26 protein-coding genes, 2 pseudogenes and 1 riboswitch are annotated in these 26,309 nt (G+C 41.1%); of the genes and pseudogenes, 22 read left to right on the top strand and 6 right to left on the bottom strand.

The annotated features are described in order from the left end of the window. Nucleotides 1-87: 87 nt before the first annotated feature. The 7 genes and pseudogenes from DXB52_RS05385 to DXB52_RS05355 all read left to right on the top strand — a co-directional run bounded on the left by DXB52_RS05385 (nucleotide 88) and on the right by DXB52_RS05355 (nucleotide 6,588). Nucleotides 88-453, top strand: a complete 366-nt coding sequence (locus DXB52_RS05385; protein ID WP_020436463.1) for a BMC domain-containing protein — start codon at nucleotides 88-90, stop codon at nucleotides 451-453. 11 nt (nucleotides 454-464) lie between these two features. Continuing rightward, nucleotides 465-899, top strand: a complete 435-nt coding sequence (locus DXB52_RS05380; RefSeq protein ID WP_117540668.1) for a BMC domain-containing protein — start codon at nucleotides 465-467, stop codon at nucleotides 897-899. A gap of 20 nt (nucleotides 900-919) precedes the next feature. Further along, nucleotides 920-1,447, top strand: coding sequence for a EutP/PduV family microcompartment system protein (locus DXB52_RS05375; protein ID WP_117540670.1), 528 nt, complete (start codon nucleotides 920-922; stop codon nucleotides 1,445-1,447). A 116-nt stretch (nucleotides 1,448-1,563) separates the two neighbouring features. After that, a complete protein-coding gene (locus DXB52_RS05370) occupies nucleotides 1,564-2,262 on the top strand; it encodes a DUF975 family protein (RefSeq protein WP_118106695.1) in 699 nt (232 codons plus the stop codon). Nucleotides 2,263-2,487: 225 nt separating this feature from the next. Then, nucleotides 2,488-2,946 carry a MarR family winged helix-turn-helix transcriptional regulator gene (locus DXB52_RS05365; RefSeq protein ID WP_020436465.1) on the top strand — a complete coding sequence of 153 codons (459 nt, stop codon included), beginning with the start codon at nucleotides 2,488-2,490 and terminating at the stop codon, nucleotides 2,944-2,946. Then, nucleotides 2,943-4,694, top strand: a complete 1,752-nt coding sequence (locus DXB52_RS05360; RefSeq protein WP_118106694.1) for an ABC transporter ATP-binding protein — start codon at nucleotides 2,943-2,945, stop codon at nucleotides 4,692-4,694. Before DXB52_RS05365 ends, DXB52_RS05360 begins: the two co-directional genes overlap by 4 nt. Further along, nucleotides 4,694-6,588, top strand: a pseudogene (locus DXB52_RS05355) (ABC transporter ATP-binding protein). The gene DXB52_RS05360 and the pseudogene DXB52_RS05355 overlap by 1 nt, the downstream one beginning before the upstream one ends. A gap of 74 nt (nucleotides 6,589-6,662) precedes the next feature. On the opposite strand, the gene DXB52_RS05350 reads toward DXB52_RS05355, so the two are convergent. Then, nucleotides 6,663-7,046, bottom strand: coding sequence for a helix-turn-helix domain-containing protein (locus DXB52_RS05350; protein ID WP_117540678.1), 384 nt, complete (start codon nucleotides 7,044-7,046; stop codon nucleotides 6,663-6,665). 26 nt (nucleotides 7,047-7,072) lie between these two features. Continuing rightward, nucleotides 7,073-7,333, bottom strand: a complete 261-nt coding sequence (locus DXB52_RS05345; protein ID WP_117540680.1) for a helix-turn-helix domain-containing protein — start codon at nucleotides 7,331-7,333, stop codon at nucleotides 7,073-7,075. A 285-nt stretch (nucleotides 7,334-7,618) separates the two neighbouring features. Between DXB52_RS05345 and DXB52_RS05340 the strand changes: the two genes are divergently transcribed. The 5 genes from DXB52_RS05340 (at nucleotide 7,619) to DXB52_RS05320 (ending at nucleotide 12,459) form a co-directional block, all read left to right on the top strand. Beyond that, entirely contained in the window at nucleotides 7,619-8,098 is a 480-nt protein-coding gene (locus tag DXB52_RS05340; RefSeq protein ID WP_015529635.1) for a 3-isopropylmalate dehydratase small subunit, read from the top strand. A gap of 4 nt (nucleotides 8,099-8,102) precedes the next feature. Further along, on the top strand, nucleotides 8,103-9,353 hold the full coding sequence (locus DXB52_RS05335; protein WP_118106693.1) for a 3-isopropylmalate dehydratase large subunit: 1,251 nt from the start codon (nucleotides 8,103-8,105) through the stop codon (nucleotides 9,351-9,353). Nucleotides 9,354-9,412: 59 nt separating this feature from the next. Next, nucleotides 9,413-9,907, top strand: coding sequence for a LeuD/DmdB family oxidoreductase small subunit (locus tag DXB52_RS05330; protein WP_015529637.1), 495 nt, complete (start codon nucleotides 9,413-9,415; stop codon nucleotides 9,905-9,907). A gap of 17 nt (nucleotides 9,908-9,924) precedes the next feature. Then, on the top strand, nucleotides 9,925-11,169 hold the full coding sequence (locus DXB52_RS05325; RefSeq protein ID WP_118106692.1) for a 3-isopropylmalate dehydratase large subunit: 1,245 nt from the start codon (nucleotides 9,925-9,927) through the stop codon (nucleotides 11,167-11,169). A 285-nt stretch (nucleotides 11,170-11,454) separates the two neighbouring features. After that, nucleotides 11,455-12,459: an Rpn family recombination-promoting nuclease/putative transposase gene (locus tag DXB52_RS05320; RefSeq protein ID WP_118106691.1), complete on the top strand. Its 1,005-nt coding sequence runs from the start codon at nucleotides 11,455-11,457 to the stop codon at nucleotides 12,457-12,459. Nucleotides 12,460-12,638: 179 nt separating this feature from the next. On the opposite strand, the gene thiC is transcribed toward DXB52_RS05320, so the two are convergent. Both thiC and thiW read right to left on the bottom strand, forming a co-directional pair. Next, nucleotides 12,639-13,949: a phosphomethylpyrimidine synthase ThiC gene (gene thiC / locus DXB52_RS05315; protein WP_117569346.1), complete on the bottom strand. Its 1,311-nt coding sequence runs from the start codon at nucleotides 13,947-13,949 to the stop codon at nucleotides 12,639-12,641. 315 nt (nucleotides 13,950-14,264) lie between these two features. After that, nucleotides 14,265-14,774, bottom strand: a complete 510-nt coding sequence (gene thiW, locus DXB52_RS05310) for an energy coupling factor transporter S component ThiW (RefSeq protein WP_015529641.1) — start codon at nucleotides 14,772-14,774, stop codon at nucleotides 14,265-14,267. A gap of 96 nt (nucleotides 14,775-14,870) precedes the next feature. Then, nucleotides 14,871-14,984, bottom strand: a riboswitch (TPP riboswitch). A 408-nt stretch (nucleotides 14,985-15,392) separates the two neighbouring features. On the opposite strand from thiW, the gene DXB52_RS05305 reads away from it, so the two are divergent. The 5 genes from DXB52_RS05305 (at nucleotide 15,393) to DXB52_RS05285 (ending at nucleotide 21,694) form a co-directional block, all read left to right on the top strand. After that, nucleotides 15,393-16,496, top strand: a complete 1,104-nt coding sequence (locus DXB52_RS05305; RefSeq protein WP_118106690.1) for a GntR family transcriptional regulator — start codon at nucleotides 15,393-15,395, stop codon at nucleotides 16,494-16,496. A 24-nt stretch (nucleotides 16,497-16,520) separates the two neighbouring features. Further along, nucleotides 16,521-17,225 (top strand): L-ribulose-5-phosphate 4-epimerase, encoded by a 705-nt coding sequence (locus tag DXB52_RS05300; protein ID WP_015529643.1) that lies wholly within the window; start codon nucleotides 16,521-16,523, stop codon nucleotides 17,223-17,225. 83 nt (nucleotides 17,226-17,308) lie between these two features. Continuing rightward, complete coding sequence (gene araA, locus DXB52_RS05295) at nucleotides 17,309-18,808, top strand: L-arabinose isomerase (protein WP_015529644.1); 1,500 nt, start codon at nucleotides 17,309-17,311, stop codon at nucleotides 18,806-18,808. Nucleotides 18,809-18,974: 166 nt separating this feature from the next. Further along, nucleotides 18,975-19,961 (top strand): diaminopimelate dehydrogenase, encoded by a 987-nt coding sequence (locus DXB52_RS05290; RefSeq protein WP_118106689.1) that lies wholly within the window; start codon nucleotides 18,975-18,977, stop codon nucleotides 19,959-19,961. A gap of 131 nt (nucleotides 19,962-20,092) precedes the next feature. After that, nucleotides 20,093-21,694, top strand: coding sequence for a xylulokinase (locus DXB52_RS05285; protein WP_118106688.1), 1,602 nt, complete (start codon nucleotides 20,093-20,095; stop codon nucleotides 21,692-21,694). Here the strand turns inward: DXB52_RS05285 and DXB52_RS05280 are convergent, their stop codons facing one another. Next, nucleotides 21,695-22,330, bottom strand: a complete 636-nt coding sequence (locus DXB52_RS05280) for a polysaccharide deacetylase family protein (RefSeq protein ID WP_330362819.1) — start codon at nucleotides 22,328-22,330, stop codon at nucleotides 21,695-21,697. Nucleotides 22,331-22,798: 468 nt separating this feature from the next. Between DXB52_RS05280 and DXB52_RS05275 the strand changes: the two genes are divergently transcribed. The 5 genes and pseudogenes from DXB52_RS05275 (at nucleotide 22,799) to DXB52_RS16720 (ending at nucleotide 25,181) form a co-directional block, all read left to right on the top strand. After that, entirely contained in the window at nucleotides 22,799-23,434 is a 636-nt protein-coding gene (locus DXB52_RS05275) for an ECF transporter S component (protein WP_118106686.1), read from the top strand. 273 nt (nucleotides 23,435-23,707) lie between these two features. Further along, nucleotides 23,708-24,007 carry a BMC domain-containing protein gene (locus tag DXB52_RS05270; protein WP_015529649.1) on the top strand — a complete coding sequence of 100 codons (300 nt, stop codon included), beginning with the start codon at nucleotides 23,708-23,710 and terminating at the stop codon, nucleotides 24,005-24,007. Nucleotides 24,008-24,090: 83 nt separating this feature from the next. Continuing rightward, the gene (locus tag DXB52_RS05265) at nucleotides 24,091-24,372 is read left to right on the top strand and encodes a BMC domain-containing protein (RefSeq protein WP_015529650.1); all 282 of its coding nucleotides are present in this window, start codon (nucleotides 24,091-24,093) and stop codon (nucleotides 24,370-24,372) included. An 18-nt stretch (nucleotides 24,373-24,390) separates the two neighbouring features. Next, nucleotides 24,391-24,978 (top strand): annotated as a pseudogene (locus DXB52_RS05260) (HAD hydrolase family protein); the annotation flags it as partial. Between the two features lie 68 nt (nucleotides 24,979-25,046). Continuing rightward, on the top strand, nucleotides 25,047-25,181 hold the full coding sequence (locus DXB52_RS16720) for an HAD hydrolase family protein (RefSeq protein ID WP_472519969.1): 135 nt from the start codon (nucleotides 25,047-25,049) through the stop codon (nucleotides 25,179-25,181). A gap of 66 nt (nucleotides 25,182-25,247) precedes the next feature. Here DXB52_RS16720 and aroB read toward each other — a convergent pair whose 3' ends face one another. Further along, a complete protein-coding gene (aroB, locus tag DXB52_RS05255; RefSeq protein WP_118106685.1) occupies nucleotides 25,248-26,309 on the bottom strand; it encodes a 3-dehydroquinate synthase in 1,062 nt (353 codons plus the stop codon).

Genomic DNA, 26,309 nt, shown 5'->3' with positions numbered 1-26,309 from the left:
GCTGTGAACAGAGAATGTTAGTGGATTAACATACAGGATTGTATGAATGAGAATTACAGAATCTATGTGAAAGAGAGGAACTGACAGATGGCGAATGATCACGGAGAACAGATTAGAATTGTACAGGAAACAGTTGCAGGTAAGGAGATTACATTTGCACATGTAATGGGAGGTCCGGCTCCGATTATTTATCAGAAACTTGGATTGAATCCACATCTGGATTATCGTTCTTCTGCAATTGGAATTATGAATATGACTCCACCAGAGTCAGCAGTTATCGCATCTGATATTGCAGTGAAAAGCGGTAATGTTTATCTTGGATTCGCAGACCGCTTTACAGGAACATTGATCATTACAGGAGAGATTTCTGATGTTACATCTGCATTGACAGAAGTTGTGGATTATTTCAGAGATTCTCTTGGTTATGTAGTCTGTGATATTACAAAACGATAGGAAGTGCACTTATGAAACGGGAACGTATAACGAGAGAAGAGCTTATGGAGCGTCTGTTTCATGATGACTATGAGAATCTGAAAGGAAAGAAGCTTCGTATGACTCGTGTGCGCGTGCCGGGGAAGGAAGTCTGCATGGCGCATATTATTAGCAGATCAGATGAGGTTATTTACCAGAATCTAGGATTACATATTGGAACTCATGAAGGTGAGAATCACACAGGAGAGTCTATCGGACTTCTGCGTTTTACACCGTGGGAAGCAGTTGTAGTTGCTGCAGATGTAGCATTCAAGAGTGCAGATGTCGAGATCGGTTTTATGGATAGATTCTGCGGAACACTGATTCTGACTGGCGGATTGACACAGGTGCAGACAGCTGTGGAGGATGTAGTTCGATTTTTTGATGAAAGACTTGGCTTTGCAGTGTGCGAGGTTCATAGAAGTTAAGAAAACAGAGGCGTAACAGAATGAAAAAGATATTTTTAATGGGGAGAAGTGAAGCGGGGAAGACTTCACTGACGCAGGCTCTTAAGGGAGAAGAACTGCATTATGTGAAGACACAGTATACGAATACAGAAGATGACACGATCGACTCTCCGGGAGAGTATGCAGAGTCTAAGCATTTTAGTGTTGGACTTGCCTGTTTTTCATTTGAAGCAGACGTGATCGCTATGGTGCAGGCTGCGGACGAACCGTTCAATCTGTTCGGACCTGGGAGCAGATGCTTTATTCAACGCCCGTTGATCGGAGTTATTACGAAAGTAGATTCACCTTATGCGAATGTTGATATGGTGAGACTTTGGATGAAGAATGCCGGATGTGAACGCATTTTCGAAGTAAATAATAAGACACGTGAAGGAATTAAAGAACTCATGGATTATCTGAATGAGCCTGTGGAAATACTGACATTGGATCGTGCCAGATATAAACAGTCATTGGGATTGAATGACTGGGATCCACTACCGGAAGGAGTAGAGTATCCGGAAGGTATGTAGATATCGAAAGATTAAGAAAAATATCCCTCTTGAGGTATTTCTGGAAGATGGAATATGCTATAATGATTATGTAGCAATTAGTTCAATCAACAGAATGACATCAGGAGGGATTTTTTATGTTGTGGACGAGAAGTGAATTAAAAGGAAGAGCGAAATTCCTGTTGAAACAGAATTATTGGTATTCTGTTCTTGCGGCATTGATTTATACGTTTCTTTTGGGAAATGGATTTACGTATTCTTATAATGCAATAAAGAATAAGAATAGTGAGGTGGAAACTTCGATACAAGGTTTTCATCCGATTCTAATGTTGGGGATTGTAGCAACTGTAGCAGTTGTGGTTGTAATTTCATTTATTGTATATCTGGCTATTGCCTATTTCCTATGGAATCCAATGACTGTCGGCTGTTGTAAATTTTTCAAAAATGGAAGAGACGGAAGACAGGATGTGAAAGATATTTTCCGCATGGTAAGAGATTGCAATAAGACAATTCGTATGACGATGTTTTTGAAAACAATTTATCTTGCATTGTGGTCACTATTATTTATTGTTCCAGGTGTGATCAAAGGATATGAATATGCGATGGTACCGTATCTTCTGCTCGATCATCCAGAGATGAGCAGACAGGAGATTTTTGCGGAGAGCAAACGATTAATGATGGGGAATAAATGGGATGCATTCGTGTTGGATCTTTCCTTTATCGGATGGCATTTGCTGGGAGCATGTACGTTTGGAATCTTAACTTTTCTTTATGTAAATCCTTATCAGTATTATACAGAGGCAGAGTTGTATCATGTGCTGAGAGATAGAATGTGAACATAGATTTATATTATGAAACTTAGAGTAAAAAAGCTCACAGCTGGTTGTAGACGATCAGCTGTGAGCTTTTCTTTTGCAAAATAAAAATAGAAGACAACTCAATATTTTCTATTGACATTAAAAACCAATGTGATAAACTTGTTTACGCAGGAACTGTTCATTGATGAACAGTTCATTAACAAACAGTTCCTGCATGTGAAGATGGAAAGGAGGATTACAATTTTGTGTGAAGAACATTTTCATATCGCTCCACAGGTACATAAAATGGATCGTTCCATTTCAAAATTACTTGAGGCGAGAGTAAAAGCGGAAGGGTTGGATGAAGGAACCCTTATGCATGGATGGATTTTGCGTTATCTCTATGAACATCAGGATGCAGAGATTTATCAGAAAGACATAGAGAAGTATTTCGGAATCTGCCGTTCGGGAGTAACGAATATCATTCAGGCTTTAGAGAAGAAAGGACTTGTCTATCGTGCTTCGGTCGCGAGTGATGCAAGGCTGAAAAAGGTTATGCTGACAGAGGCAGGACGCGAAAGCCACGAAAAGCTTGGAGAGATTTTCAAGCGAATGGACGCAGAACTGGAAGAAGGAATTACCGAAGAAGAATTACAGGCATTTTTGAGAGTGACTCATAAGGTCCATCTCAATCTAAGAAAAATGAGAGGAGAGAATTCATGATTCGTACTTTATTAAAAGAAGTAAAAGAGTATAAGGCAGCATCGATCGCGACACCGATTTTCATGATTCTTGAAGTTCTATTTGAGACATTGATCCCATTTTTAATGGCATCGATTATTGATAAAGGAGTTAATACGGGTGATATCTATCACATTTACAAAGTGGGTGGAATCATGATCGTAGCAGCATTTTTGGGTCTTCTTGCCGGAATGGCAGGAGGACGTTATGGAGCAAAGGCTTCTACAGGCTTCGCAAAGAATTTGAGAAATGCAATGTTTGATCGGATTCAGACATATTCGTTTGCAAATATTGATCATTTCAGTACAGCAGGACTGGTAACGCGTCTGACAACAGATGTAACAAATGTGCAGAATGCGTATCAGATGATGTTACGCATGATGATGAGAGCACCGGCAAGTATGGTCTGTGCGATGGTGATGGCATTTGCGATCAATGCAAGGCTGGCAAGTATTTATCTTGTGGCAGTCTTGATTCTTGGAATTATTTTGTTTTTTATTATCCGCCATGCAACTGCATATTTTCAGCAGGCGTTTCCAAAATATGACGCATTGAATGAGTCTGTTCAGGAAAATGTATCTGCAATCCGTGTTGTCAAAGCGTATGTACGAGAGGACGAGGAGACAAGCAAATTCAAACGTGCAAGTAAGAATATTTATGATATTTTTGTAAAAGCAGAGAAGAATGTTATCTGGAATGCGCCAATCATGATGTTTACAGTTTACACCTGTATCATTTTGATCAGCTGGTTCGGTGCGAAGATGATTGTTGTGGATTCTCTTACAACCGGGGAACTGATGAGTCTTCTTGCTTATTGTATGAATATTCTTATGAGTCTGATGATGCTTTCGATGGTTTTCGTTATGATTTCCATGAGTATGGCAAGTATGCGTCGTATCGCGGAAGTGCTGGAAGAGAGAACAGATATTCACAATCCGGAGAATCCGGTATACGAAGTCGCAGATGGAAGCATCACATTTAAAAATGTAGACTTTTCTTATAAGAAAGACAGTGCAGAGAAGGTACTCAAAGACATCAATCTGGAAATTCATTCCGGAGAAACGATTGGAATTATCGGAGGAACCGGAAGTGCAAAGACAAGTCTGGTCAATCTGATCAGTCGTCTGTATGATGTGACGGACGGAGAGATTCTGGTTGGTGGAAAAAATGTAAAAGAATATGATCTTGAGGTGCTTCGTAATCAGGTGTCTGTAGTGCTTCAGAAAAATGTCTTATTTACAGGAAGTATTTTAGACAATCTCCGTTGGGGAGATAAAGAAGCGACAGATGAAGAGTGTATCCAGGCATGTAAACTGGCCTGTGCAGATGAATTTATCGAGCGCTTCCCGGATAAATATAATACGCATATTGAACAGGGCGGAAACAATGTGTCCGGTGGTCAGAAGCAGAGACTCTGTATTGCAAGAGCATTGCTAAAGAAGCCGAAGATCCTGATTCTTGATGACAGTACAAGTGCTGTTGATACTGCAACAGATGCGAAGATCCGACGTGCATTCCGTGAAGAAATTCCAGATACAACAAAGCTGATCATTGCACAGCGTGTATCCAGTGTTCAGGATGCAGACCGTATTATTGTGATGGATGAAGGAAAGATTCATGGATTCGGAACACATGATGAACTGCTTGTGTCAGATGAGATTTATCGCGAGGTATATGAGTCTCAGACACAGGGAGGCGGAGATTTTGATGAAAATGGAGGTGAAGCATAATGCGCGGACCAATGGGAAAACCAAAGAATAGAGTGGAAAATCCTGGGAAATTACTGAAACGTCTGATGGATTATATTTTCCGGGATTATAAATTTCATTGCATTATAGTATTCATCCTTATTTTTGTAGGAGTTATTGCAAATGTTCAGGGAACGATGTTCACAAGAGATTTGATTGATAAATATATTACACCGTTCTTGTTGTCCGGTGATACACTGAACTTTACACCACTTGCACATGCAATCGGAAAAGTTGCCTGCTTTTATGGAGTCGGAATCGTGGCAACGTATGCTTACAACCGAATTATGATCAATGTGACACAGGGAATGATGATGAACATGAGAAATGATCTGTTCAGTCACATGGAGAAACTTCCAATCAAATATTTCGACACACATGCACATGGCGATATTATGTCAATCTACACGAATGACATTGATACACTCAGACAGATGGTGAGCCAGAGTATTCCGCAGATTATCAACAGTGGATTCACAATTGTCAGTGTATTTATCAGTATGCTGATCTTGAATATTCCACTGACAGCAGTGACGATGGTTATGGTTGCGATCATGATCTGGGGGACAAAGAAAGCTGCCGGACAGAGTGGAAAATATTTCCTTGAGCAGCAGAAGAATCTTGGTAAGGTCAACGGATATATTGAAGAAATGATGAACGGCCAGAAGGTTGTGAAGGTATTCTGTCATGAAGAAGAAAGTAAGACAGAATTCAAAAGTTGAATGAGGACCTGTTTGTGAGCGCAGACCGTGCAAATACTTATGCGAACTTCCTCGGCCCTATGAATGCGCAGATTGGAAATATCAGTTATGTAATGTGTGCGATCGTTGGAGGTGCACTTGCTCTTAACCATGTCGGTGGATTTACATTGGGCGGTCTGGCAAGTTTCCTTACATTTAATAAAAGCTTCAGTATGCCGATCAACCAGGTGAGCCAGCAGCTGAATGCGATTGTTATGGCACTTGCAGGTGCGGAGCGTATCTTTACACTTCTGGATGAAAAAGTGGAAGTGGATGAAGGTTATGTTACATTAGTTAATGCAAAAGAAGAGAATGGAAAACTGACAGAAAGTGAGAAACGTACTGGCCGATGGGCATGGAAACATACACATCAGGCAGACGGTTCTGTTGATTATGTTGAGCTAAAAGGAAATGTTGTATTTGACGGAGTAGATTTCGGATACAATGATGACAAAATCGTTCTTCATGATGTGAAACTATATGCAGAACCGGGGCAGAAGATTGCTTTCGTAGGTTCAACAGGAGCCGGTAAGACGACAATTACAAATCTGATCAATCGATTCTACGATATTCAGGATGGTAAGATCCGCTATGACGGAATTAATATTAACAAGATCAAGAAAGCAGACCTTCGACATTCTCTTGGAATCGTATTGCAGGATACACATTTGTTTACTGGTACAGTGAAAGACAATATTCGTTTTGGAAAGCTGGATGCAACAGATGAAGAAATTGTTGCGGCAGCAAAACTGGCGAATGCAGATGGATTTATCCGCAGACTTCCGGAAGGGTATGACACGGTGATCACCGGAGATGGAGCAAACTTAAGTCAGGGACAGCGACAGCTTCTTGCGATTGCCCGTGCGGCAGTAGCAGACCCACCGGTATTGATTCTGGATGAGGCAACGAGTTCAATTGATACTCGCACAGAGCGTATTATCCAGGAAAGTATGGACCGGCTGATGCATGGCCGTACGACATTCGTGATTGCCCACCGATTGTCAACGGTACGTAATTCCGATTGTATCATGGTTTTGGAACAGGGAAGAATCATCGAGAGAGGTACACACGACCAGTTGATTGAAGAGAAAGGTAAGTATTATCAGCTGTATACAGGAAATGCAATATCAGCATAGAAGAAAGTAGAGATAAAAAAGAACTGAACCCAGATGATTAATGTCAATGGGTTCAGTTCTTTTTGAAATAGAAATCAATGTTCAGTAAAATCTAAAGCTTCATGTGCGAGTTTACGGTCAGCTTCACCAGCAGAACGGTATTTCAAAAGAAAATTCACTTCATTTTTTGTAAGAAGAATGTCGTTTTCACTATTTTCAATTTTAATACAGAAATAGTTTTTTACTTCAACTGATGATGGATTCTTTGCATTGCAGTACTGAGTGATAAGCGAGTCGACAGAGGTGTGATAGATCCAGGATAGTTCAGCAAGAAGTTGAAGGTTTGGTTCACGTACGCCGGTTTCATAATTTGAATAAGCCTGATGAGTGATATGCAGCTTTTCGCCGATCTGAGCCTGTGTGTAGTTATATTGCTTTCTCAAACGCCGTAGATTATCCGCAAGTTGAATATTTGCCATAGTTTCACCTCCGTTTCTATCATCCGTTAAGGTTCAAGGATGTCTTTTCCCTCAATGAGATATTCATAAGAAACGTCGAAGATCTCAGTTAGAGCTTTCAATTCTATGTCTGTAACGTAACGTTTGTTTGTTTCTATTCTTGTAATTACATTTTTGTCCATATCATATCCGCGCAATTGGAGTTTGTAAGCTAAAAGTCTCTGTGACATATGGCGTTGCCGACGAAGTTCAATGAGCCTTTTGCTGATCAGATTCTTCTCTCCGGTAATAGGTGTTCGTTTTGGCATAGTTCTAATCCCTCCTGCAAATAGTGTGAACAGGTTTGTCTCGTTTTTTGCACTTTTAATGATTTTACATGGAATTGGGTAACCAGATGGTTGGAATAATGAGACAAACGGAAAATAATTGTATGATTTGTAATGATTGAACTCTGAAGATAGTGTATAATGAATTCCAAACAATATAGAAAATCAATGCAAAATAAGATGAAGATTTGTTAAAAAAGTTCATGGACTTCATCACGTTAAATTGATACAATTTATCCACAGGACAACAGAAAGGACATTATTATTATGGAAAAAGGTACAATTTTTAAATTTCATAATGATCTTGATACAGATCAGATCATCGCATCCCAGTATCTGCTTCTGCCGAACTTAGATGAGATGAAGAGTCATACATTTGAATCATTGGATCCGGATTTCGCAAAGAAAGTAAAACCGGGAGATTTCGTAGTCGGAGGAGAGAACTTTGGGTGTGGTTCTTCCAGAGAGCAGGCACCAGGTGTGCTCAAAGCACTTGGAGTACAGGCTGTCATTGCGAAATCATTTGCAAGAATCTTCTATAGAAATGCGATTAATATCGGACTTCCGGTGATTGTCTGTAAGGAGCTTCCGGATGAGGTGAAGACAGGTGATACAATGGAACTTCGCATGTCTGACGGAACAGCTGAGGCGAATGGAAAGACTTATTCTTGTACAAAGCTGCCGGAGTATATGCAGAATATTCTGAATCAGGGTGGACTGATCGCTTCACTGAATAAGGAGGACTAGAACTATGGGAATGACAATCGCAGAGAAGATCATCGCTGCTGCCGCCGGTGTGGACAGCGTAAAACCGGGAGACATCCATACAGTAACATTGGACAGAATGATGAGTAATGATGGAACGACACACCTTACTGTGGATATGTATAATAACAAATTAAAGAATCCTCGTATTGCAGATCCGAAGAAACTGGTATTCATTGTGGATCATAATGTGCCATCTGATAGTCCGAAGACAGCGGCATCTCAGAAGAAGATGAGAGATTTTGCAAAAGAGAACGGAATTGACTTCTGGGAAGGAAAGGGTGTCTGTCATCAGGTTATGATGGAGAACTATGTCCGTCCGGGAGAACTGATCTTCGGAGCTGACAGCCATACTTGTTCCTACGGAGCACTCGGAGCGTTCGGTACAGGTGTCGGATGTACAGACTTTCTTTATGGAATGGTGACAGGACAGTCCTGGGTACTTGTTCCGGAATCAGTGAAATTCAATCTGATCGGAGAACTTCCGGAAGGTGTTTATGCAAGAGACCTGATTCTGACAATTATCGGTCAGGTCGGTGCGAACGGATGTAACTATCAGGTAATGGAGTTCACCGGAGAAGGGGCAAAGACACTGAGCATCAGTGATCGTATCTCACTTTGCAATATGGCAGTAGAAGCCGGAGCCAAGACAGGTATCTTCGAGGCAGATGAAAAAGCAATGGAATACCTGAAAGAGCATGGCCGTGAGCCGAAAGCTGTATTCCACAGTGATCCGGATGCACATTATATCAGAGAGTATACAATCGATCTTTCTAACGTGGAACCAGTTGTGGCAAAACCTGATTTTGTAGATAATTTAAGTCCGGCAAAGGAAGTGCGTGGAATTAAGATTGATGAAGCATTTTTGGGTTCCTGTAATAATGGGCGTATTGAAGATCTTCGTGTCGGAGCAGAAGTTATCAAAGGAAAGAAGGTTGCAGATAAGGTCCGTTTCCTTGTTGTTCCGGCAAGCCAGACAATTTACCGTCAGGCTCTTAAGGAAGGACTTCTTGACATTTTCATGGAGGCAGGTGCAATTGTAATGAATCCGAATTGCAGCGTCTGCTGGGGAAGCTGCCAGGGAGTTATTGGTGAAAATGAAGTTCTGATCAGTACAGGAACACGTAATTTCAAGGGTCGTGCAGGACACCCAAGTTCAAAAGTATATCTTGGATCCGCAGCAACAGTTACTGCATCAGCAATTAAGGGTGAGATCGCACTTGCATCTGATCTGTAAGATGAAAGGAACAAGAGGTAACTTACACAGAGAAGAACTTATATATTTTGAGGTGAACTATGGATAAATTTACAGGAAAGGTGTGGGTACTCGGAGATGATATCGATACGGATATCATCATCCCGACAGAGTATCTTGCACTGAAAACAATTGACGATATGAAACAGTATGGATTCAGTCCGCTTCGTCCGGAGCTGGCAGGACAGATCCAGAAAGGTGATATCATCGTTGCAGGAAAGAACTTTGGATGTGGATCTTCTAGAGAGCAGGCACCGGAGATCATCAAAGCACTTGGAATCCAGTGTGTGATCGCAAAATCATTTGCAAGAATCTTTTTCCGCAATTCAATCAACAATGGTCTGCTTTTGATTGAGCAGCCGGATCTGTATGATGATATGAAAGAAGGCGACACAATTGATGTCGTGATGAATCAGCATGTAGACTATAATGGCAAAGAATATCCGATCGCTTCTCTGCCGGAGAATCTGATGAGCATCATTCAGGCAGGCGGACTTGTAAAAGCTATGCGCAAGCTGAATGGACTTGAGGATTGAGCAGAAAGGAGAGCATGATGGGCGAGACGATTATTGAAAAGATTATCAGACATAATACAGGAAAGGCAGTAAAGCCGGGAGATATCGTGACAGTTAATGTTGACAGATGCATGATCCATGATATTTTCATTCCTTTTGTAGCAGATAAATTTGAAGAGATGGGATTTACAAAACTTCATGATCCGGATAAAGTGGTTTTGATTTATGACCACCTGGTTCCGGCAAGCCAGCAGGATGACACAAGACATTTCCACAAAGGAGATGAATTTGTAGAAAAATATGGACTGACTCACGTACATAGAAGCGATGGAATCTGTCACCAGTTGATGACAGAAGCCGGATATGTGAAACCTGGAGATATCGCATTCGGAACAGACAGCCATACGACAACTTATGGTTGTGTCGGCGCATTTTCATCTGGAATCGGTTACACAGAAATGGCAAGTATTCTCGGAACCGGTACAATGTGGATCAAAGTTCCGGAGACAATTAAAGTTGTGATTGATGGAGAACTTCCGGAAAATGTAATGTCCAAGGATATCATTCTTCGACTGATCGGAGATCTCCGTGCGGATGGAGCAACTTACAGAGCACTGGAATTCTCGGGAAGCACGATTGAGAATATGTCAGTTGCAAGCCGTATGACAATGGCGAATATGGCAATCGAGGCAGGAGCAAAATGTGCTCTTTTCACACCGGATGAGAAGACGGCAGAATATTGTGAGATTGAACTCAACGACTACCAGAAAAGCCTTGTTGGAGATGAAGATGCTGTCTATATGAAAACTATGACATATAAGGCAGAGGATTTTGTTCCGGTTATGGCATGTCCGTCCCAGGTTGATAAGATCAGAAATGTTAGTGAACTGGAAGGAACAGAGATTGACCAGGTATTTATCGGATCCTGTACAAACGGTCGTCTGGAAGACCTTAGAGCTGCAGCAGAAGTACTCAAAGGGAAGAAAGTTGCAGACTTTGTGAAGTTGATCGTTACACCGGCAAGCCGCAAGATCTACAGACAGGCACTGGCAGACGGGACGCTGGACATTCTGGCAGAAGCAGGTGCAATCATCACACATCCGGGTTGCGGACTGTGCTGCGGAAGAACAGGAGGAATCCTTTCTGATGGAGAACGAGTTGTAGCAACGAATAACAGAAACTTCCTTGGACGTATGGGAACATCTAAAGTAGAGATTTATCTTGCAAGCCCGAGAACAGCAGCAACATGTGCAGTTGCCGGGAAGATTGTGAATCCGGAATAAGAAGGAAATATAAAAAGCTATCGATTACAACAATTAAGATGAAATGTGTTGTAATCGATAGCTTTTTAAAAATTGTTGTAACTGTTTTTCTAATTGACACCTTCGAATGATTTTGTTATAGTTAATTCACATCGAAATCTCAGACATATATTTTCTATATTTCATTTGTCTGAATGTGTTATCGAAAGGATAACTTTATCTCATATTCAAGGCTGCATCAGCAGGAGATTCCATTTTGATAAGTTACAAAATAACAAAAGAATAAAAAACCAGGAGGAAGAGTCTATGGGAAAAGCAGATGTTAATGTGAATATCTGGCTAAGTGAGAAGAAAAGATTTGCAAATTTATTTAATGGTGTGATTTATGGTGGAAGGCAGGTGATATTGCCGGAGGATTTGGTAGAAGTGAATTCTGTTTCATCTGTCAGTGTGAAAAATCGGGCCGGGAAAACAAAGAACATGAAAAGATACCGCGATATTATTATGAAATGGAGAAATCAGGCTACGCTTGTGCTACTTGCGAATGAATCACAGGGTAAGGTTCATTATGCGATGCCGCACAAGGTGATGCTTTACGATGGAATGGATTACGAAACACAAATTCGGAATAATTGGAAAAACTTTAATGACCGACGAAAGCAGAACAAAAAAGCAGGACAGCCGTTAGAGCATCTTACTGCAGGAGAATATCTGTCGCGATTTCGAAAAAAGGATCGATTGATACCGATTATTTCATTAGTCTTTTACTATGGTTCAGAGCCGTGGGATGGACCTGTTGACTTATATGATATGTTTCAGTTGGAAGGAACGAAAGAAGAGAAAGAAATTTTGGAGAAATATCTTCCGAATTATAAGATCAATCTTGTAGATGCAGAACGAGTGGAAGATGTTGAAAAATTTTCGGATGATTTACAAGTGATACTAACTATGCTAAGATATAGGGATAGTAAGGAAGAATTAACAGATTACATTAACGAGAATAAAAAGTTCTTTCAGAACGTTGACTATGAAACGAGTCAGGCAATGAAAGCTTTTCTAAACATGAAACAAATACCAGGTGAAGCGGAACATAAGGAGGAGATGGTTGATATGTGTAAGGCAATACAGGAAATGTATGATGATGGAGTGAAAGATGGAATTCGGCAAGGTGTAGAGCGTGGAATAGCAGCAGTTATTAGAACATGTCGGAATTTAAATGTTTCAAAGGAGGATACTCTTAATAATATTCAGAGAGAATATGAGCTTTCAAAGGAAGATGCAGAGAAATATCTGGAAACATATTGGAAATAAAAAGGGAAAGCGATTCTTTAACCGCTTTCCCTTAATTTACGCGAACAACGAGCCAAAGTCCGTGCTTGCACGAGACCTTGGTGACTGTCGCGATAACTTGAGAAACTCACGGAGCGTGTTTCTCATAGTTATAATTGTTTGGAATTAATCTCCCCAAATGCTATACGTATTTCGGATACTTACAGAATATCAATATATTCCCCAGCCAGTGCCTTATTCATGCTTCTTACTGCACAGAATTTTCCACACATACTACAAGTATCGCTGTGGTCATCCTCCGGTTTTCTGCTGTCGCGGATTGCTTTTGCAGTTTCTGGATCCAGAGCACATTCAAACTGTGCATCCCAGTCAAGAACACGGCGGGCATCTGCCATCTTATCATCGATATCTCTTGCACCAGGAATTCCCTTGGCAATATCAGCAGCATGAGCTGCAATTTTAGAAGCAATGATTCCCTGTTTTGTATCTTCAACATTTGGAAGAGCAAGGTGTTCAGCTGGTGTTACATAGCAGAGGAAGGAAGCACCGTTCATTGCTGCAACAGCTCCACCGATCGCGGAAGTAATATGGTCATATCCAGGCGCGATATCTGTAACGATAGGTCCAAGTACATAGAAAGGAGCTCCCATACAGATGGTCTGCTGTACTTTCATGTTAGCTGCAACCTGATCAAGCGGTACATGTCCAGGTCCTTCAACCATAACCTGAACATTATGATCCCAGGCACGTTTTGTCAGCTCACCGAGACGCACAAGCTCTTCAATCTGGCATACGTCTGTAGCGTCAGCCAGACATCCAGGACGGCACGCATCACCAAGTGAGATTGTCACGTCATATTCTTCGCAGATATCAAGAATCTCATCATAGTACTCGTAGAATGGATTCTCTTCTCCTGTCATGCTCATCCATGCGAATACAAGGCTTCCACCACGGCTTACAATGTTCATTTTACGTTTATGCTTTTTGATCTGCTCAATTGTTTTTCTTGTGATTCCGCAGTGAAGTGTAACGAAGTCAACACCGTCTTCTGCATGCATACGGATTACATCAAGGAAATCCTGTGCAGTCAGAGTAGCAAGGTCTCTCTGATAATGAATGACACTGTCGTATACAGGAACTGTACCGATCATAGCAGGACATTCAGAAGTCAGTTTGCGACGGAACGGCTGTGTATCTCCATGGCTGGAAAGATCCATGATAGATTCGGCTCCAAGTTCTACTGCGCTCATTACCTTCTGCATTTCAATATCATAATCCTTGCAGTCACGGGAAACTCCGAGATTGACATTGATCTTTGTGCGGAGCATGCTTCCGACACCTTCCGGGTTCAGGGACTTGTGATTTTTATTGGCACAGATTGCGACCTTTCCTTCAGCGACAAGCTTCATCAGTTTGTCAGTGTCCATATGCTCTTTTTCAGCAACTGTTTTGATTTCCGGGGTGAGAATCCCCTTACGAGCTGCATCCATCTGGGTTGTGTAGTTTCTCATGTTGTTTTGCCTCCATTCGTATATGTGAATTATATAATTTTGACGTCAGCAAAACACGGACAGCGTACACGAGAAAAGCTACGGTTCCATGCATATGAATAGATGCAGAAAGGAATGGTAACTGTTTAGCTACACTACCAGCGAATATAAGATTATGCTGACGCTTTCACGGAGAAATGTTAATAACTACAAGATAAAGGAGTTGTTAACATAATACTCCGGTGATTACAGATTGATTCTGCATTTTCTTGTGCGGTACAAGGTGGTGTCCCCAATGTATCGCATGTAACTGTTCGGAAATTTTGCAGTTACGGATTAAGAAGTCGGAAAAAGCTGTGCCATTACTCCACTTTTCTGGAATACTGAAATCAGCAGGAATGCCAGGATACTTCCGGCTACTGTTGAGATCAGGAATGGGATCACATAGATAAATAATCCTGCCGGTGCTGCTCCCATAAGGAATAAAGCAACCGGATAAGCAGCAATTCCTCCGAGAATACCTGTTCCAAGTGCTTCTGCAAGACAAGTAAGGCTTAAATTCTTACATTTCTTGTAAACAAGTCCACAGCAGAGAGCTCCGATCATACTACCCGGGAAAGCCATCAGACTTCCGATTCCAAGTATATTGCGCAGAAGGCTTGCACAGAATGCAATTCCAACGCCCCAGCCGGGACCAAGAAGTACGGCTGCAAAGATATTTACCATATGTTGAACCGGTGCACATTTACTTCCGGCTACAGGAAAGCTTAAAAAGCTTCCAACGATGGCAAGAGCGGTGAGAACACCTGCAAGTGCCAGTTTTTTTGTGTTTGTTGTCTGTTTCATAACTTGAGTCTCCTTTCAAATGTAAAAAAAGGATCCTCACCTGAGTGAAGATCCTACCAGCTGTCCGAAGTAAAAAGAGATGCAAGGGCATCTCAATCATTACATGGTATCAATTCCCTCCGTTGGCATTATCCAAATCAGGTTTAAATGGGTCGAAACGGTAACACGTCTCCTCTCAGCCGGTTCTGACCAGCTCCCCTTTGACAATATTAATTTGTTGTCTGTTGTTATTATGAACTGAAATTACATAAATTTCAAGACATTTTTTGAAAATATAATATTTCAGAGAATGTATCGTTGCTGTTCACACATCACTATCCCGCGAGATGTTTTGGCATGAATATGCCAAAATCCCGAGACATGCAAGAGGAAGAGACGGAAAAATTTAACTAAGGTTTCATATCATAATAATTTGTATTGAAAAACAGGAACAAAAACAATACAACTTTGAATTTATATACATTTTCAAGTGAAAAAGATTGGGTATCCTGCGAATTGTATTGTAACATGTATTATTGTATATTAAGTGCATAACGAGAATGTACTGATCAGATCGATAAAAATCAGAGTGTCGTATGATGGTAATGATGGTCGATCGTATAGAGAGGTCATAAGCGAATGAAAAAATTTGAAAAAATCGTAACCTGGATTCAGGAGGAAGTCAGGTCGGGAAGAAAGGTTTCCGGGGAGAAACTTCCTTCAGAACAGGAATTATCCGAACAATTCCAGGTCAGTCGTCAGACGGTACGACGGGCATTGGAAGAATTAGTAAAAGAGAATATTGTGGAGAGCAGACGCGGAAGTGGCTCTTATATATGTGAAGATGCGGGAATGCTTCTTGGAAATACAGAAAGAAGAGCAGATCATGAAGAAAAACGAATCGCAGTAATGCTGACGTATATCGATACCTATATTTTCCCAATTATTGTTCGGGAAATTGAGAAAAAAGTTACTCAGGCAGGCGGAATCCTTCAGATTGCAATGACAGACAATTCTGTAGCAAAGGAGCGGATGCATCTGGAAGAATTTTTGAGAACAAGAAGAATTGATGGTTTGATCGCAGAGCCTGTAAAAAGTGGGCTTCCGAATCCGAATTTAGATTTATATCAGAAATTACAGAAATCAGGAATACCGGTTGTGTTTGTGAATAGTTTCTATGAGAATCTCACAATTCCGCATGTCAGTCTGGATGATGAGAAAGCTGGATATCTTGCAACAAAACATCTTTTAGAATGTGGACATACAAGAATCGCCGGAATCTTCAAGGCGGATGACGGGCAGGGAAGAATGCGATATGCAGGATACACAAAGGCACTCATGGAGCATTCACTTAAGATTAAAAATCGTCAGATTTTATGGGTTGATTCGGAAGATATCCGGGAAATGGAGATGGAAAGTGACAGAATCCTGAAACGTTTAGATGGATGTACGGCCTGTGTCTGTTACAATGATGAGATTGCAAGTAAACTGGTCAAGGTATTGCAAAGTGCGGAAATCAAAGTCCCAGATCAGATTTCCGTTATTGGAATCGACAATTCCAGTCTTGCAAGATTTTGTGAAGTACCGATCACATCGGTGAATAATCCAGCGAATGAGATTGGAAAATGTGCAGCACAGATTATATTAGATAAGATTGATAAAAATATGGAAATGTACTCAGCGGAATTTGCACCGGAACTTGTGATGCGAAATTCTGTGAAATTATATAATGAAGTCATGTAGACAGCAGACGAAAGGAGAAGAACAATGTTAGAACAGTTAAAAAAAGAAGTGTATGAGGCAAATATGCTGCTTCCAAAATACGATCTGGTTACATTTACATGGGGAAATGTAAGTGGAATCGACAGAGAGAGTGGACTTTTTGTTATTAAACCAAGTGGAGTTGAATATGATAAGCTGACTCCGGAAGATATGGTAGTTGTTGACTTGAATGGAAATAAAGTAGAGGGACGTTATAATCCATCTTCCGATACACCGACACATGTTGTTCTTTATAATCGTTTTCCAAAAATCGGTGGTGTTGTACATACACATTCTGCATGGGCAACAAGCTGGGCACAGGCAGGAAGAGATATTCCATGTTACGGAACAACACATGCAGATTACATCTATGGAGAAATCCCATGCGTGCGTAATCTGACGAAAGAAGAGATCGAGGAAGCATATGAGAAGAACACAGGAGTTCTGATCGCAGATGAATTTGAGGCAAAGAAGAAAGATTATATTGCAGTTCCGGCAGTTCTTTGTAAGAATCATGGTGTATTTACATGGGGTAAAGATGCACATGAAGCAGTTCACAATGCAGTTGTTGCAGAAGAAGTTGCAAAGATGGCAGCAAGATGTGAGATGATCAATCCGCAGATAAAACCGGCTCCGCAGGAACTTCAGGATAAGCATTACTATAGAAAACATGGTGCGAATGCCTATTACGGACAGAATACAGCAAAATAATAACTGTCAAGTATAACATAGTAACAAATTAAGTGATAAATAAAAAATAACTATAAACATTTTATTACAAGGAGGACACAAAAATGTTAAAGAAGAAAGAGTACAAATTCTGGTTTTGCACAGGTTCACAGGATCTTTACGGAGATGAATGTCTGGCGCATGTAGCAGAGCATGCAAAAATCATCGTAGAGAAGCTCAATGAGTCTGGAGTTCTTCCATATGAAGTTGTATGGAAACCAACACTGATCACAAACGAACTGATTCGTAAGACATTTAACGAGGCTAATATCGATGACGAGTGTGCAGGAGTTATCACATGGATGCATACATTTTCACCTGCAAAATCATGGATTCTTGGACTTCAGGAGTTCAGAAAACCACTGCTTCATCTTCACACACAGTTCAATATGGAGATCCCTTATGATACGATCGACATGGACTTTATGAATGAGAACCAGTCAGCACATGGTGGACGTGAGTTCGGACACATTTTCACAAGACTTGGAATCGAGAGAAAAGTTGTTGTCGGACACTGGTCAGATGAGAAGGTTCAGGAGAAGATCGCTTCCTGGATGCGTACAGCAGTTGGTGTGATTGAAAGCAGCCATGTACGTGTCATGAGAGTCGCAGATAACATGAGAAATGTTGCTGTTACAGAAGGCGACAAAGTAGAGGCACAGATTAAATTTGGATGGGAAGTAGACGCTTATCCGGTAAATGAGATCGCAGAGTCTGTAGATGCAGTAAGTGCAGCTGATGTAAATACATTAGTAGAAGAGTATTATGACAAATATGAGATCCTTCTTGAAGGAAGAGATCCGGAAGAGTTCAGAAAACATGTTGCTGTTCAGGCACAGATCGAGCTTGGATTCGAGCGTTTCCTTGAGGAGAAGAACTACCAGGCAATCGTTACACACTTTGGAGATCTCGGTGTACTCAAACAGCTTCCGGGACTTGCAATCCAGCGTCTGATGCAGAAGGGATATGGATTTGGAGCGGAAGGAGACTGGAAGACGGCAGCTATGGTTCGTATCATGAAGATCATGACAGAGGGTATGAAGGATGCAAAGGGAACTTCCATGCTGGAAGACTATACATACAATTTTGTACCGGGAAAAGAAGGAATCCTTCAGGCTCATATGCTTGAGATCTGCCCATCTATCGCAGATGGCCCGATCAGTATCAAGGTAAATCCACTTTCTATGGGAGACAGAGAAGATCCTGCAAGACTTGTATTTACATCAAAAGAAGGAAAAGGTATCGCAACATCACTGATCGATCTTGGAGACCGTTTCCGTCTGATCATCAATACAGTTGATTGTAAGAAAAATGAAAAACCAATGCCGAAACTTCCGGTAGCAACAAACTTCTGGACACCGGAGCCGGATCTCGCAACAGGAGCTGAAGCCTGGATTCTTTGCGGTGGTGCACATCATACAGCATTCTCTTATGATATCACTGCAGAACAGATGGGTGACTGGGCAGCAATGATGGGAATCGAAGCTGTATATATTGATAAAGATACAACAATCCGTAATCTGAAAAATGAACTCAGATGGAATGAACTTGCATTTAGAAAATAAAAAATCATTAAGAGGATAACCTTCAATACTTAAAAATTCATCGAAAAATCATTGAAATGAAGAAAACGAAAAGGTATAATATCTAATTAGAAAAAAAGTCTCCGTAAATCTGTCCGTTAAGAAAATGCAAAGCAGACGGATCTGCGGAGCAAAAAGGAGTTTAAGTATGAGTATTAAAATTGGTATTTTAGGTTATGGTAATCTTGGAAGAGGCGTTGAGTGCGCAGTAAAGCAGAATGATGACATGGAGCTTGTGGCAGTATTCACAAGAAGAAATCCTGAGGATGTTAAGATTCTGACAGAGACTGCAGTAGTTTGTAATGTGGCAGATGTAGAAGACTGGAAAGATAAGATTGACGTTATGATAATTTGCGGAGGAAGCGCAACAGATCTTCCAAAACAGACACCTGTTTACGCAAAGATGTTCAATGTGATTGATAGTTTTGATACACATGCAAGAATCCCGGAGCATTTTGCAAATGTAGATGCAGCCGCAAAAGAAGGCGGACACGTAGGAATCATCTCCGTAGGCTGGGATCCGGGAATGTTCTCACTGAACAGACTGTATGCGAATGCGATTCTTCCGGATGGAAATGATTACACATTCTGGGGCAAAGGTGTAAGCCAGGGACATTCTGATGCAATCCGCAGAGTTGAAGGTGTCAAAGACGGAAAGCAGTACACAATTCCGGTAGAGGCTGCACTGGAGGCAGTAAGAAACGGAGAGAATCCGGAACTTACAACAAGACAGAAACATACAAGAGAGTGTTTCGTTGTACTGGAAGAAGGAGCAGATGCGGCAAAGGTAGAAGAAGAGATCAAGACAATGCCGAACTACTTCTCAGATTATGATACAACAGTACACTTTATCAGTGAAGAAGAACTGAAAGCAAACCACAGCGGAATTCCGCACGGTGGATTTGTACTCCGCAGTGGAAAGACAGGATGGGATGGTGAGAATAAGCACCTGATCGAATATAGTCTGAAACTGGATTCCAATCCGGAATTTACATCATCTGTACTGATCGCTTATGCAAGAGCAGCTTACAGACTGGCAAGCGAAGGACAGATCGGATGCAAGACAGTATTTGATATTGCACCTGCATACTTAAGCGCAAAGAGCGGAGAAGAGCTTAGAAAACATATGTTATAAATACATGTTGCGTGACATTTTGCGGCAAAATCTGCTGTGAAAAAACGGAAGCAATGTGTTATATGAATCGGATGCGGCGATGACTTATTAAAAGGAGTTAGACGCCGCATTTTTTACAGGAGGGCAAAAATATGAGAGGAAAAGAAGAGATTAAGAAAACAATCGAAGACGGAAAAGCGGTGCTTGGAATTGAGTTTGGTTCTACAAGAATCAAAGCAGTTTTAATTGATGAGGATAAAAGTCCGATCGCATCCGGAAGTTATGACTGGGAGAATCAGCTTGTAGACAATGTCTGGACATACAGCATGGAGAAAATCCAGAATGGTCTTCAGGGATGTTACCAGGATCTTGTGAAAGATGTAGAAGCAAAATATGATGTGAAGCTTACAAAATTTGCAGCACTCGGAGTCAGCGCAATGATGCATGGATATCTTGCGTTTGATGAGAATGATGAATTACTTGTTCCGTTCCGTACCTGGAGAAATACGATCACAGAAGAAGCTTCTGAAAAACTGACAGAGCTCTTCTCTTATCATATTCCGCAGCGTTGGAGTATTGCTCATCTGTACCAGGCAATCTTAAATGGTGAAGAACATGTAAAAGATGTTCGTTATATTACAACACTTGCAGGATATATCCATTGGAAATTGACCGGCAAGAAGGTGCTCGGAAATGGTGATGCAGCAGGAATGTTCCCAATCGACATAGCTACTAAGAAATTTAATGAGAAGATGATGGATCAGTTTGATGAACTTACAGCAGAGAAGAATTTCCCATGGAAGATCCGTGAAATCCTTCCGGAAGTTCTTGTTGCCGGAGAAGACGCAGGTGTATTGACAGAAGAAGGCGCAAAACTGCTTGATCCTACAGGAACACTTCAGTCCCAAATTCCAATGTGTCCTCCGGAAGGAGATGCTGGAACAGGAATGGTTGCAACAAACAGCGTTGCTGTCCGCACAGGAAATGTATCTGCCGGAACAAGTGTATTTGCAATGGCAGTACTTGAGAAAGACTTGACAAAGCCTTACGAAGAAATTGACCTTGTAACAACTCCGGCCGGAGATCTTGTAGCAATGGTACACTGTAATAACTGTACATCAGATCTGAATGCATGGGTGAACCTGTTCCGTGAATTTGCAGAGAGTATGGGAATGACAGCAGATATGAACCAGATTTTTGGAACACTTTATAACAAAGCATTAGAAGGAGATTCCGATTGTGGCGGACTTCTGGCTTACAACTATTTCTCAGGAGAGCATATTACAGGATTTAACGAAGGAAGACCGTTATTCGTTCGTAAACCTGACAGCAAATTTAATCTTGCAAACTTTATGAGAGTACATCTTTATACTTCTCTTGGAGCATTGAAGACAGGAATGAATATCCTTCTGAAAAAAGAACATGTTGCATTGGATCGAATGATGGGACATGGCGGATTGTTTAAGACAAAAGGTGTTGGACAGAGAATCCTTGCAGGAGCAATCGATACACCGGTTTATGTTATGGAGACAGCAGGTGAAGGTGGTGCATGGGGAATCGCACTGCTTGCCGATTACCTTATTAAGAAAGAGGACAAGGAATCGCTGACAGATTATCTTGAGAACAAAGTATTCCATGATGCAGTGGGAACAGGAATGGATCCGGTTGCGGAAGATGTGGAAGGATACGAGAAATTTATGGAAACATATGCTAAGGGTCTTGCAATCGAGAAAGCAGCGGTTGAAAATTTATAGTTACGTGTGTTGCTGGACGGTGGTAGATGAAGTGGAAATGATATTTTCAAGGGGCTGTACATGGTATCCCATCTCTTCCCATCTGGTCAGTAGTTCATCCAGGATTTCAGCATTAGTGGAAGATGTGCTGTGGAGCAGAACGATAGCTCCGGGATGAATCCTTCTGAGGAGTTTGGAGAAAGCTTCTTCTTTGGATGGCTGGTTATCCTGATACCAGTCTACATAGGCGAGACTCCAGAAGAAACTTTTGTAACCAAGTTCTTTTGCCATTTGAAGATTAGCTTCACTGTATTTTCCCTGAGGAGGCCGATAGTATTTGGTCATATTCTTTCCGGTTACGTTTTTATAGGCAGTTTCTACATATTCCAGTTCTTTTTGGAAATCTTCTATAGAAGAAATATGGGACATGTCGGGGTGATGCCAGGTATGGTTTCCCACGGTGTGTCCTTCTTTTATTATCTGTCGGATCAGTTCAGGTTCAGAGTCAATGTAGGTTCCGACAACAAAAAAAGTGGCTTTTACCTGATGTTTTTTCAGTGCATCAAGGATGGCAGGTGTATTTCCGTTTTCGTAACCGGCATCAAAAGTAAGATACAGAACTTTTTCAGACGTATCCTGTGCGTAATAAGCATCCATAGATGCAAGTTCCTGGATCGAAGCATTTCCAACAGGAGTTTTGCCTTCTTCCTGAAAACTTAACCCCCAGTTTCTTTCTGAAGAAAGTGTGAGATCAGGAAGGGCACAGGAAATCGTCCGGGGAATAGAAGTCACGGTGTTCTGGTTGACAGGAGAGGGGCGAGCCGAAGTTGACTCATTAGAAAAAGCGAAAATCTGTTCTTTAAGAAATCCAGCTCCAATACCTGAAAAATAAGAGAAGATAAGAAATAAAATGCAATATTTTTTTGATTTCAAAGGGTGTATGGGAAAATGGATACATTTCCGGGAAAGAGAGAGTTTCATTCGTTCACCTCGGAAAATCGTTAATAGAATATATGAAATTGTATTTCTTTTTATACTTGTTGAGCAGGCAGAGGAATGGTATACTAATCCGGTAATTGTATTGTATCCCGCAAGTTGGGAATGATAACAAGGAGGAATTGAATAATGAAAGCAAAGAAACATGACACTCGTTGGATGGTTAGTGTTGCACTTATGGCAGCGATCGTGATCGTACTGGCCAATACACCGCTTGGTATGATCCAGCTCCCTATCATTAAGGCAACAACAGTTCATATTCCGGTGATCCTCGGAGCAATTCTGTTAGGACCTGGTGCAGGAGCAATTCTTGGAGCAATTTTTGGTATATGCTCTCTGGTTAGTAATACAATGGCTCCGACACTCTTATCCTTTGCATTTTCACCATTTTTAAGTACAACCGGAATTCCTGGGGCGTTGAAGGCAATCTGGATTTCCGTTGGATGCAGAATTCTGATCGGTGTGGTAGCAGGATGGCTGTGGGTACTTTTTACAAAGATTAAACTAAATCAGTTTATTGCACTTCCGATTGTGGGATTTGTTGGTTCAATGGTGAATACTGTCACTGTAATGGGAAGTATTTATTTCCTGTTTGCACAGCAGTATGCCGAGGCAAAAGAAGTTGCTCTTACAGCAGTATTCGGTCTGGTGATGGGAACTGTGACAGCATCTGGTATTCCGGAAGCAATCGCGGCGGCAATTCTCGTTCTGGCACTTGGAAAAGTACTTGTTGTAGTTTTCCGCAAGATGAACCTTGGGCTGTGAATGTGGAGTCTGCAAAATAACAGACAGATTTTAAAATAGAAGAAAGTAATGAATCATGAAGAAGTTAAATGAATGTGGAATTAAGACTGTTATCAGCTTATAAAGTTACAAAATAGTAACAAAACCACAAGAAAGCAACTTCTTCATGTTGCTTTTTGATGAATTTTAGTTGCTGTTATAGTTGATTAAGTGTCAGGTGTGTATTATAATAAAGCTATATGATATGCAAAAACTGTTGGAAGATCAGAACAGCAGAAAGAAGAGGAGAAAGATATGGCAGAGGATTACAGAAACCAGGCAATCGGCGTATTTGAACTGGAAAGTGAGTGTATCTGTTTTGTAGCACTTGATGCGGCAGCAAAAGCAGCAGCAGTAAAGATTCAGGGCGTGGAGAGAAATCGTCTTGCGGCAGGAGCCTGCGTGAAGATGAGAGGAAGTGTCTCTGACGTGAAGGCTGCAATGGAAGCAGCACTGGATGTAGCCAGACCGTTGACGAAGATTGTTTCCCATACGGTGATTGCATCACCTTCTGAGGATACGGAAAAAGCAATTGCAATGACAATTAATAAATAGGTATTTGTTCAATTGTCTGTTGTACATATGAGAAGAGTATTGTTTTGTGAGAAAATCAGAGAAGGAAAAGAAAGGGAAATAAGATGAAGAAATATGGAGCATATGGCCTGGTAGAGGTAAAAGGAGAATCCAATGCGGTGATCGTAGTTGACCGCATGTTAAAGACTGCAGAAGTAGAGTATGTGACACAGGACACAAAGTGTGGTGGACATGCACTTGTTTTTGTAGGTGGCAGTGTATCAGCAGTAACAGCAGCGGTTGATGAAGTGAAAAATAATGCACCGTGTAAAGTTATACAAACTGCTGTGATCTCCAATCCGTCCCAGGAGATGGTTGATATAGTAGAAATGTTTAAGAATAGATAAGAGTTAGGATTAAGTAAAATGGAAAGAGCAATCTTGTTTTTTGATATTGATGGAACAGTGTTGAGTGAAGTGACAAAAGAGGTACCGCAAAGTGCGATTGAGGCAATGGAAAAAGCACGAGCGGAAGGACATCTGCTGTTTATTAATACAGGCAGAACAATCTGTAGTATTCCGACAGAGGTGAGAAAATTCCAATTTGATGGGTATTTGTGTGGCTGTGGGACATATCTTACAGAACATGATGAAGTTTTGCTAAAAAGCTCGATTGAGAAGCAGAGAGGTATAGAACTGCTGCGAAAAGCAAAAGAATGTAATCTTGGTGTTATTGCAGAAGGACAAGAGGATTGTTATTTTCCTGGGCACATATCACGATTTGACAGGTTAGAATCTACAAGAAGATATTTTGCATCTAGAGGAATAGGAATCGAACAGTCTTTAGAGAGCGAAAGATTTGAATATGATAAGTTGTTTGTTTACGTAGATGATAAGAGTGATTTTGATTCTTTTCGTGAATATCTTGGAGATGACATGGAAGCACTTGACCGTGGCGGAAAGGCTTATGAAGTGATTCAAAAAGGATTTTCCAAAGCAACCGCCTGTCAGTTTATTATGGAAAAATATGGCTTGGATGCAAGTCGGGCGTATGTCTTCGGAGACAGCAGTAATGTCTGGCGATGTTTGAATATGCGGAGCATGCGATTGCGATGGGCAGACATGATTCAGTATTGGATCCACATGCTGAGTTTGTTACAAAGACAGTGGAAAATGATGGAATTGCATATGCCATGAAGCATTATGGATTAATTTAACAGAAAATAGAAAACAGGATCTGTCAGGAAAGATAAAACTGATGGATCCTGTTTTTTTATTCTCTGTTATACAATACCGGCACCGTCAAAGAAGCTGACATCTGTTGGATATACATAGCTGTCTCCAATGTCATGAAGAAGTACAACATTCAAGTGATTATTCAGGTTCTTTTTATCCAAAGAAATTGCATCAGTCAGTACATCAATCGGTAAATTAGAGTTGTCCGGAAGTTTATAAATCTCCAATGCCTTTTTGATCTGTTCTGCGCATCCGGATGTGGTTAATCCTTTCTCTTCTGCAATCTTTGTAATCTGATACATACCGATTCCAACAGCCTCTCCATGGCTTTCGCGCTCATAATTGAAGTGCTGTTCAATCGTGTGCGCAAGTGTGTGTCCAAAGTTCAGAAGGATACGTTCTCCAAGGTCAAACTGATCGGCTTCGACAACGATTCTTTTGATATCAACGCAGCGTGCAATAATCTGTGTCAGCTTCGGCTTTAAATCATCGAAGGAAGTATGTCTACATAAAAGCTCAAAAAGCTCTTTGTCTTTGATGCATCCATATTTGATCACTTCGCCCATTCCATCACTGATGAAATGATCTGGCAATGTATTCAGCACATCCGGGTCAATGATGACTGCCTTTGGGTGATAAAATGCACCAACAAGATTTTTTCCCTGTGGAAGATCTACAGCAACTTTTCCACCAACGGAAGAATCGACTTGCGCAAGAAGTGAAGTTGGAATCTGTACAAATTTGATTCCACGCAGATAACTGCTGGCAACAAATCCGGCAAGATCACCGATCACACCGCCACCAAGTGCGATGAGCAGGTCGCTTCGTGTTAGTTTTGCATTTAATAATGCTTCATAGATCTTAGGAAGAGACTGAAAACTCTTAGTAGGTTCGCCGTGAGGCAGAACAAAAGAGTGGCATTCAAACCCTGAGTCAGACAATGCTTTTGTGATAATTTCTCCATAGAGAGGGAAAACATTATCATCTGAAACGATCATGATTTTTTTCCCGGAGAACACTTCGCTTACAAGTTCTCCGGTTTTTGCAAGGATTCCATTTTCAATATGGATCGGATAAGAATTCGGTCCAAGATCAACTGTTAATTTCAT

The sequence above is a fragment of the Ruminococcus sp. OM04-4AA genome, from assembly GCF_003462585.1.
Taxonomy (GTDB): domain Bacteria; phylum Bacillota; class Clostridia; order Lachnospirales; family Lachnospiraceae; genus Mediterraneibacter; species Mediterraneibacter faecis.
This window is presented reverse-complemented; position numbering and strand designations above follow the sequence as displayed.

Coding starts and splice junctions, on each gene's coding strand:
- DXB52_RS05340 (WP_015529635.1), top strand. CDS start 7,619: ATGGAAAAAGGTACAATTTTTAAATTTCATAATGATCTTGATACAGAT.
- DXB52_RS05325 (WP_118106692.1), top strand. CDS start 9,925: ATGGGCGAGACGATTATTGAAAAGATTATCAGACATAATACAGGAAAG.
- DXB52_RS05330 (WP_015529637.1), top strand. CDS start 9,413: ATGGATAAATTTACAGGAAAGGTGTGGGTACTCGGAGATGATATCGAT.
- DXB52_RS05320 (WP_118106691.1), top strand. CDS start 11,455: ATGGGAAAAGCAGATGTTAATGTGAATATCTGGCTAAGTGAGAAGAAA.
- DXB52_RS05385 (WP_020436463.1), top strand. CDS start 88: ATGGCGAATGATCACGGAGAACAGATTAGAATTGTACAGGAAACAGTT.
- DXB52_RS05370 (WP_118106695.1), top strand. CDS start 1,564: ATGTTGTGGACGAGAAGTGAATTAAAAGGAAGAGCGAAATTCCTGTTG.
- DXB52_RS05280 (WP_330362819.1), bottom strand. CDS start 22,330: ATGGATGCTTATTACGCACAGGATACGTCTGAAAAAGTTCTGTATCTT.
- DXB52_RS05345 (WP_117540680.1), bottom strand. CDS start 7,333: ATGCCAAAACGAACACCTATTACCGGAGAGAAGAATCTGATCAGCAAA.
- DXB52_RS05350 (WP_117540678.1), bottom strand. CDS start 7,046: ATGGCAAATATTCAACTTGCGGATAATCTACGGCGTTTGAGAAAGCAA.
- aroB (WP_118106685.1), bottom strand. CDS start 26,309: ATGAAATTAACAGTTGATCTTGGACCGAATTCTTATCCGATCCATATT.
- DXB52_RS05360 (WP_118106694.1), top strand. CDS start 2,943: ATGATTCGTACTTTATTAAAAGAAGTAAAAGAGTATAAGGCAGCATCG.
- DXB52_RS05380 (WP_117540668.1), top strand. CDS start 465: ATGAAACGGGAACGTATAACGAGAGAAGAGCTTATGGAGCGTCTGTTT.
- thiC (WP_117569346.1), bottom strand. CDS start 13,949: ATGAGAAACTACACAACCCAGATGGATGCAGCTCGTAAGGGGATTCTC.
- DXB52_RS05275 (WP_118106686.1), top strand. CDS start 22,799: ATGAAAGCAAAGAAACATGACACTCGTTGGATGGTTAGTGTTGCACTT.
- DXB52_RS16720 (WP_472519969.1), top strand. CDS start 25,047: ATGTTTGAATATGCGGAGCATGCGATTGCGATGGGCAGACATGATTCA.
- DXB52_RS05265 (WP_015529650.1), top strand. CDS start 24,091: ATGAAGAAATATGGAGCATATGGCCTGGTAGAGGTAAAAGGAGAATCC.
- DXB52_RS05285 (WP_118106688.1), top strand. CDS start 20,093: ATGAGAGGAAAAGAAGAGATTAAGAAAACAATCGAAGACGGAAAAGCG.
- DXB52_RS05300 (WP_015529643.1), top strand. CDS start 16,521: ATGTTAGAACAGTTAAAAAAAGAAGTGTATGAGGCAAATATGCTGCTT.
- DXB52_RS05305 (WP_118106690.1), top strand. CDS start 15,393: ATGAAAAAATTTGAAAAAATCGTAACCTGGATTCAGGAGGAAGTCAGG.
- araA (WP_015529644.1), top strand. CDS start 17,309: ATGTTAAAGAAGAAAGAGTACAAATTCTGGTTTTGCACAGGTTCACAG.
- thiW (WP_015529641.1), bottom strand. CDS start 14,774: ATGAAACAGACAACAAACACAAAAAAACTGGCACTTGCAGGTGTTCTC.
- DXB52_RS05290 (WP_118106689.1), top strand. CDS start 18,975: ATGAGTATTAAAATTGGTATTTTAGGTTATGGTAATCTTGGAAGAGGC.
- DXB52_RS05270 (WP_015529649.1), top strand. CDS start 23,708: ATGGCAGAGGATTACAGAAACCAGGCAATCGGCGTATTTGAACTGGAA.
- DXB52_RS05335 (WP_118106693.1), top strand. CDS start 8,103: ATGGGAATGACAATCGCAGAGAAGATCATCGCTGCTGCCGCCGGTGTG.
- DXB52_RS05375 (WP_117540670.1), top strand. CDS start 920: ATGAAAAAGATATTTTTAATGGGGAGAAGTGAAGCGGGGAAGACTTCA.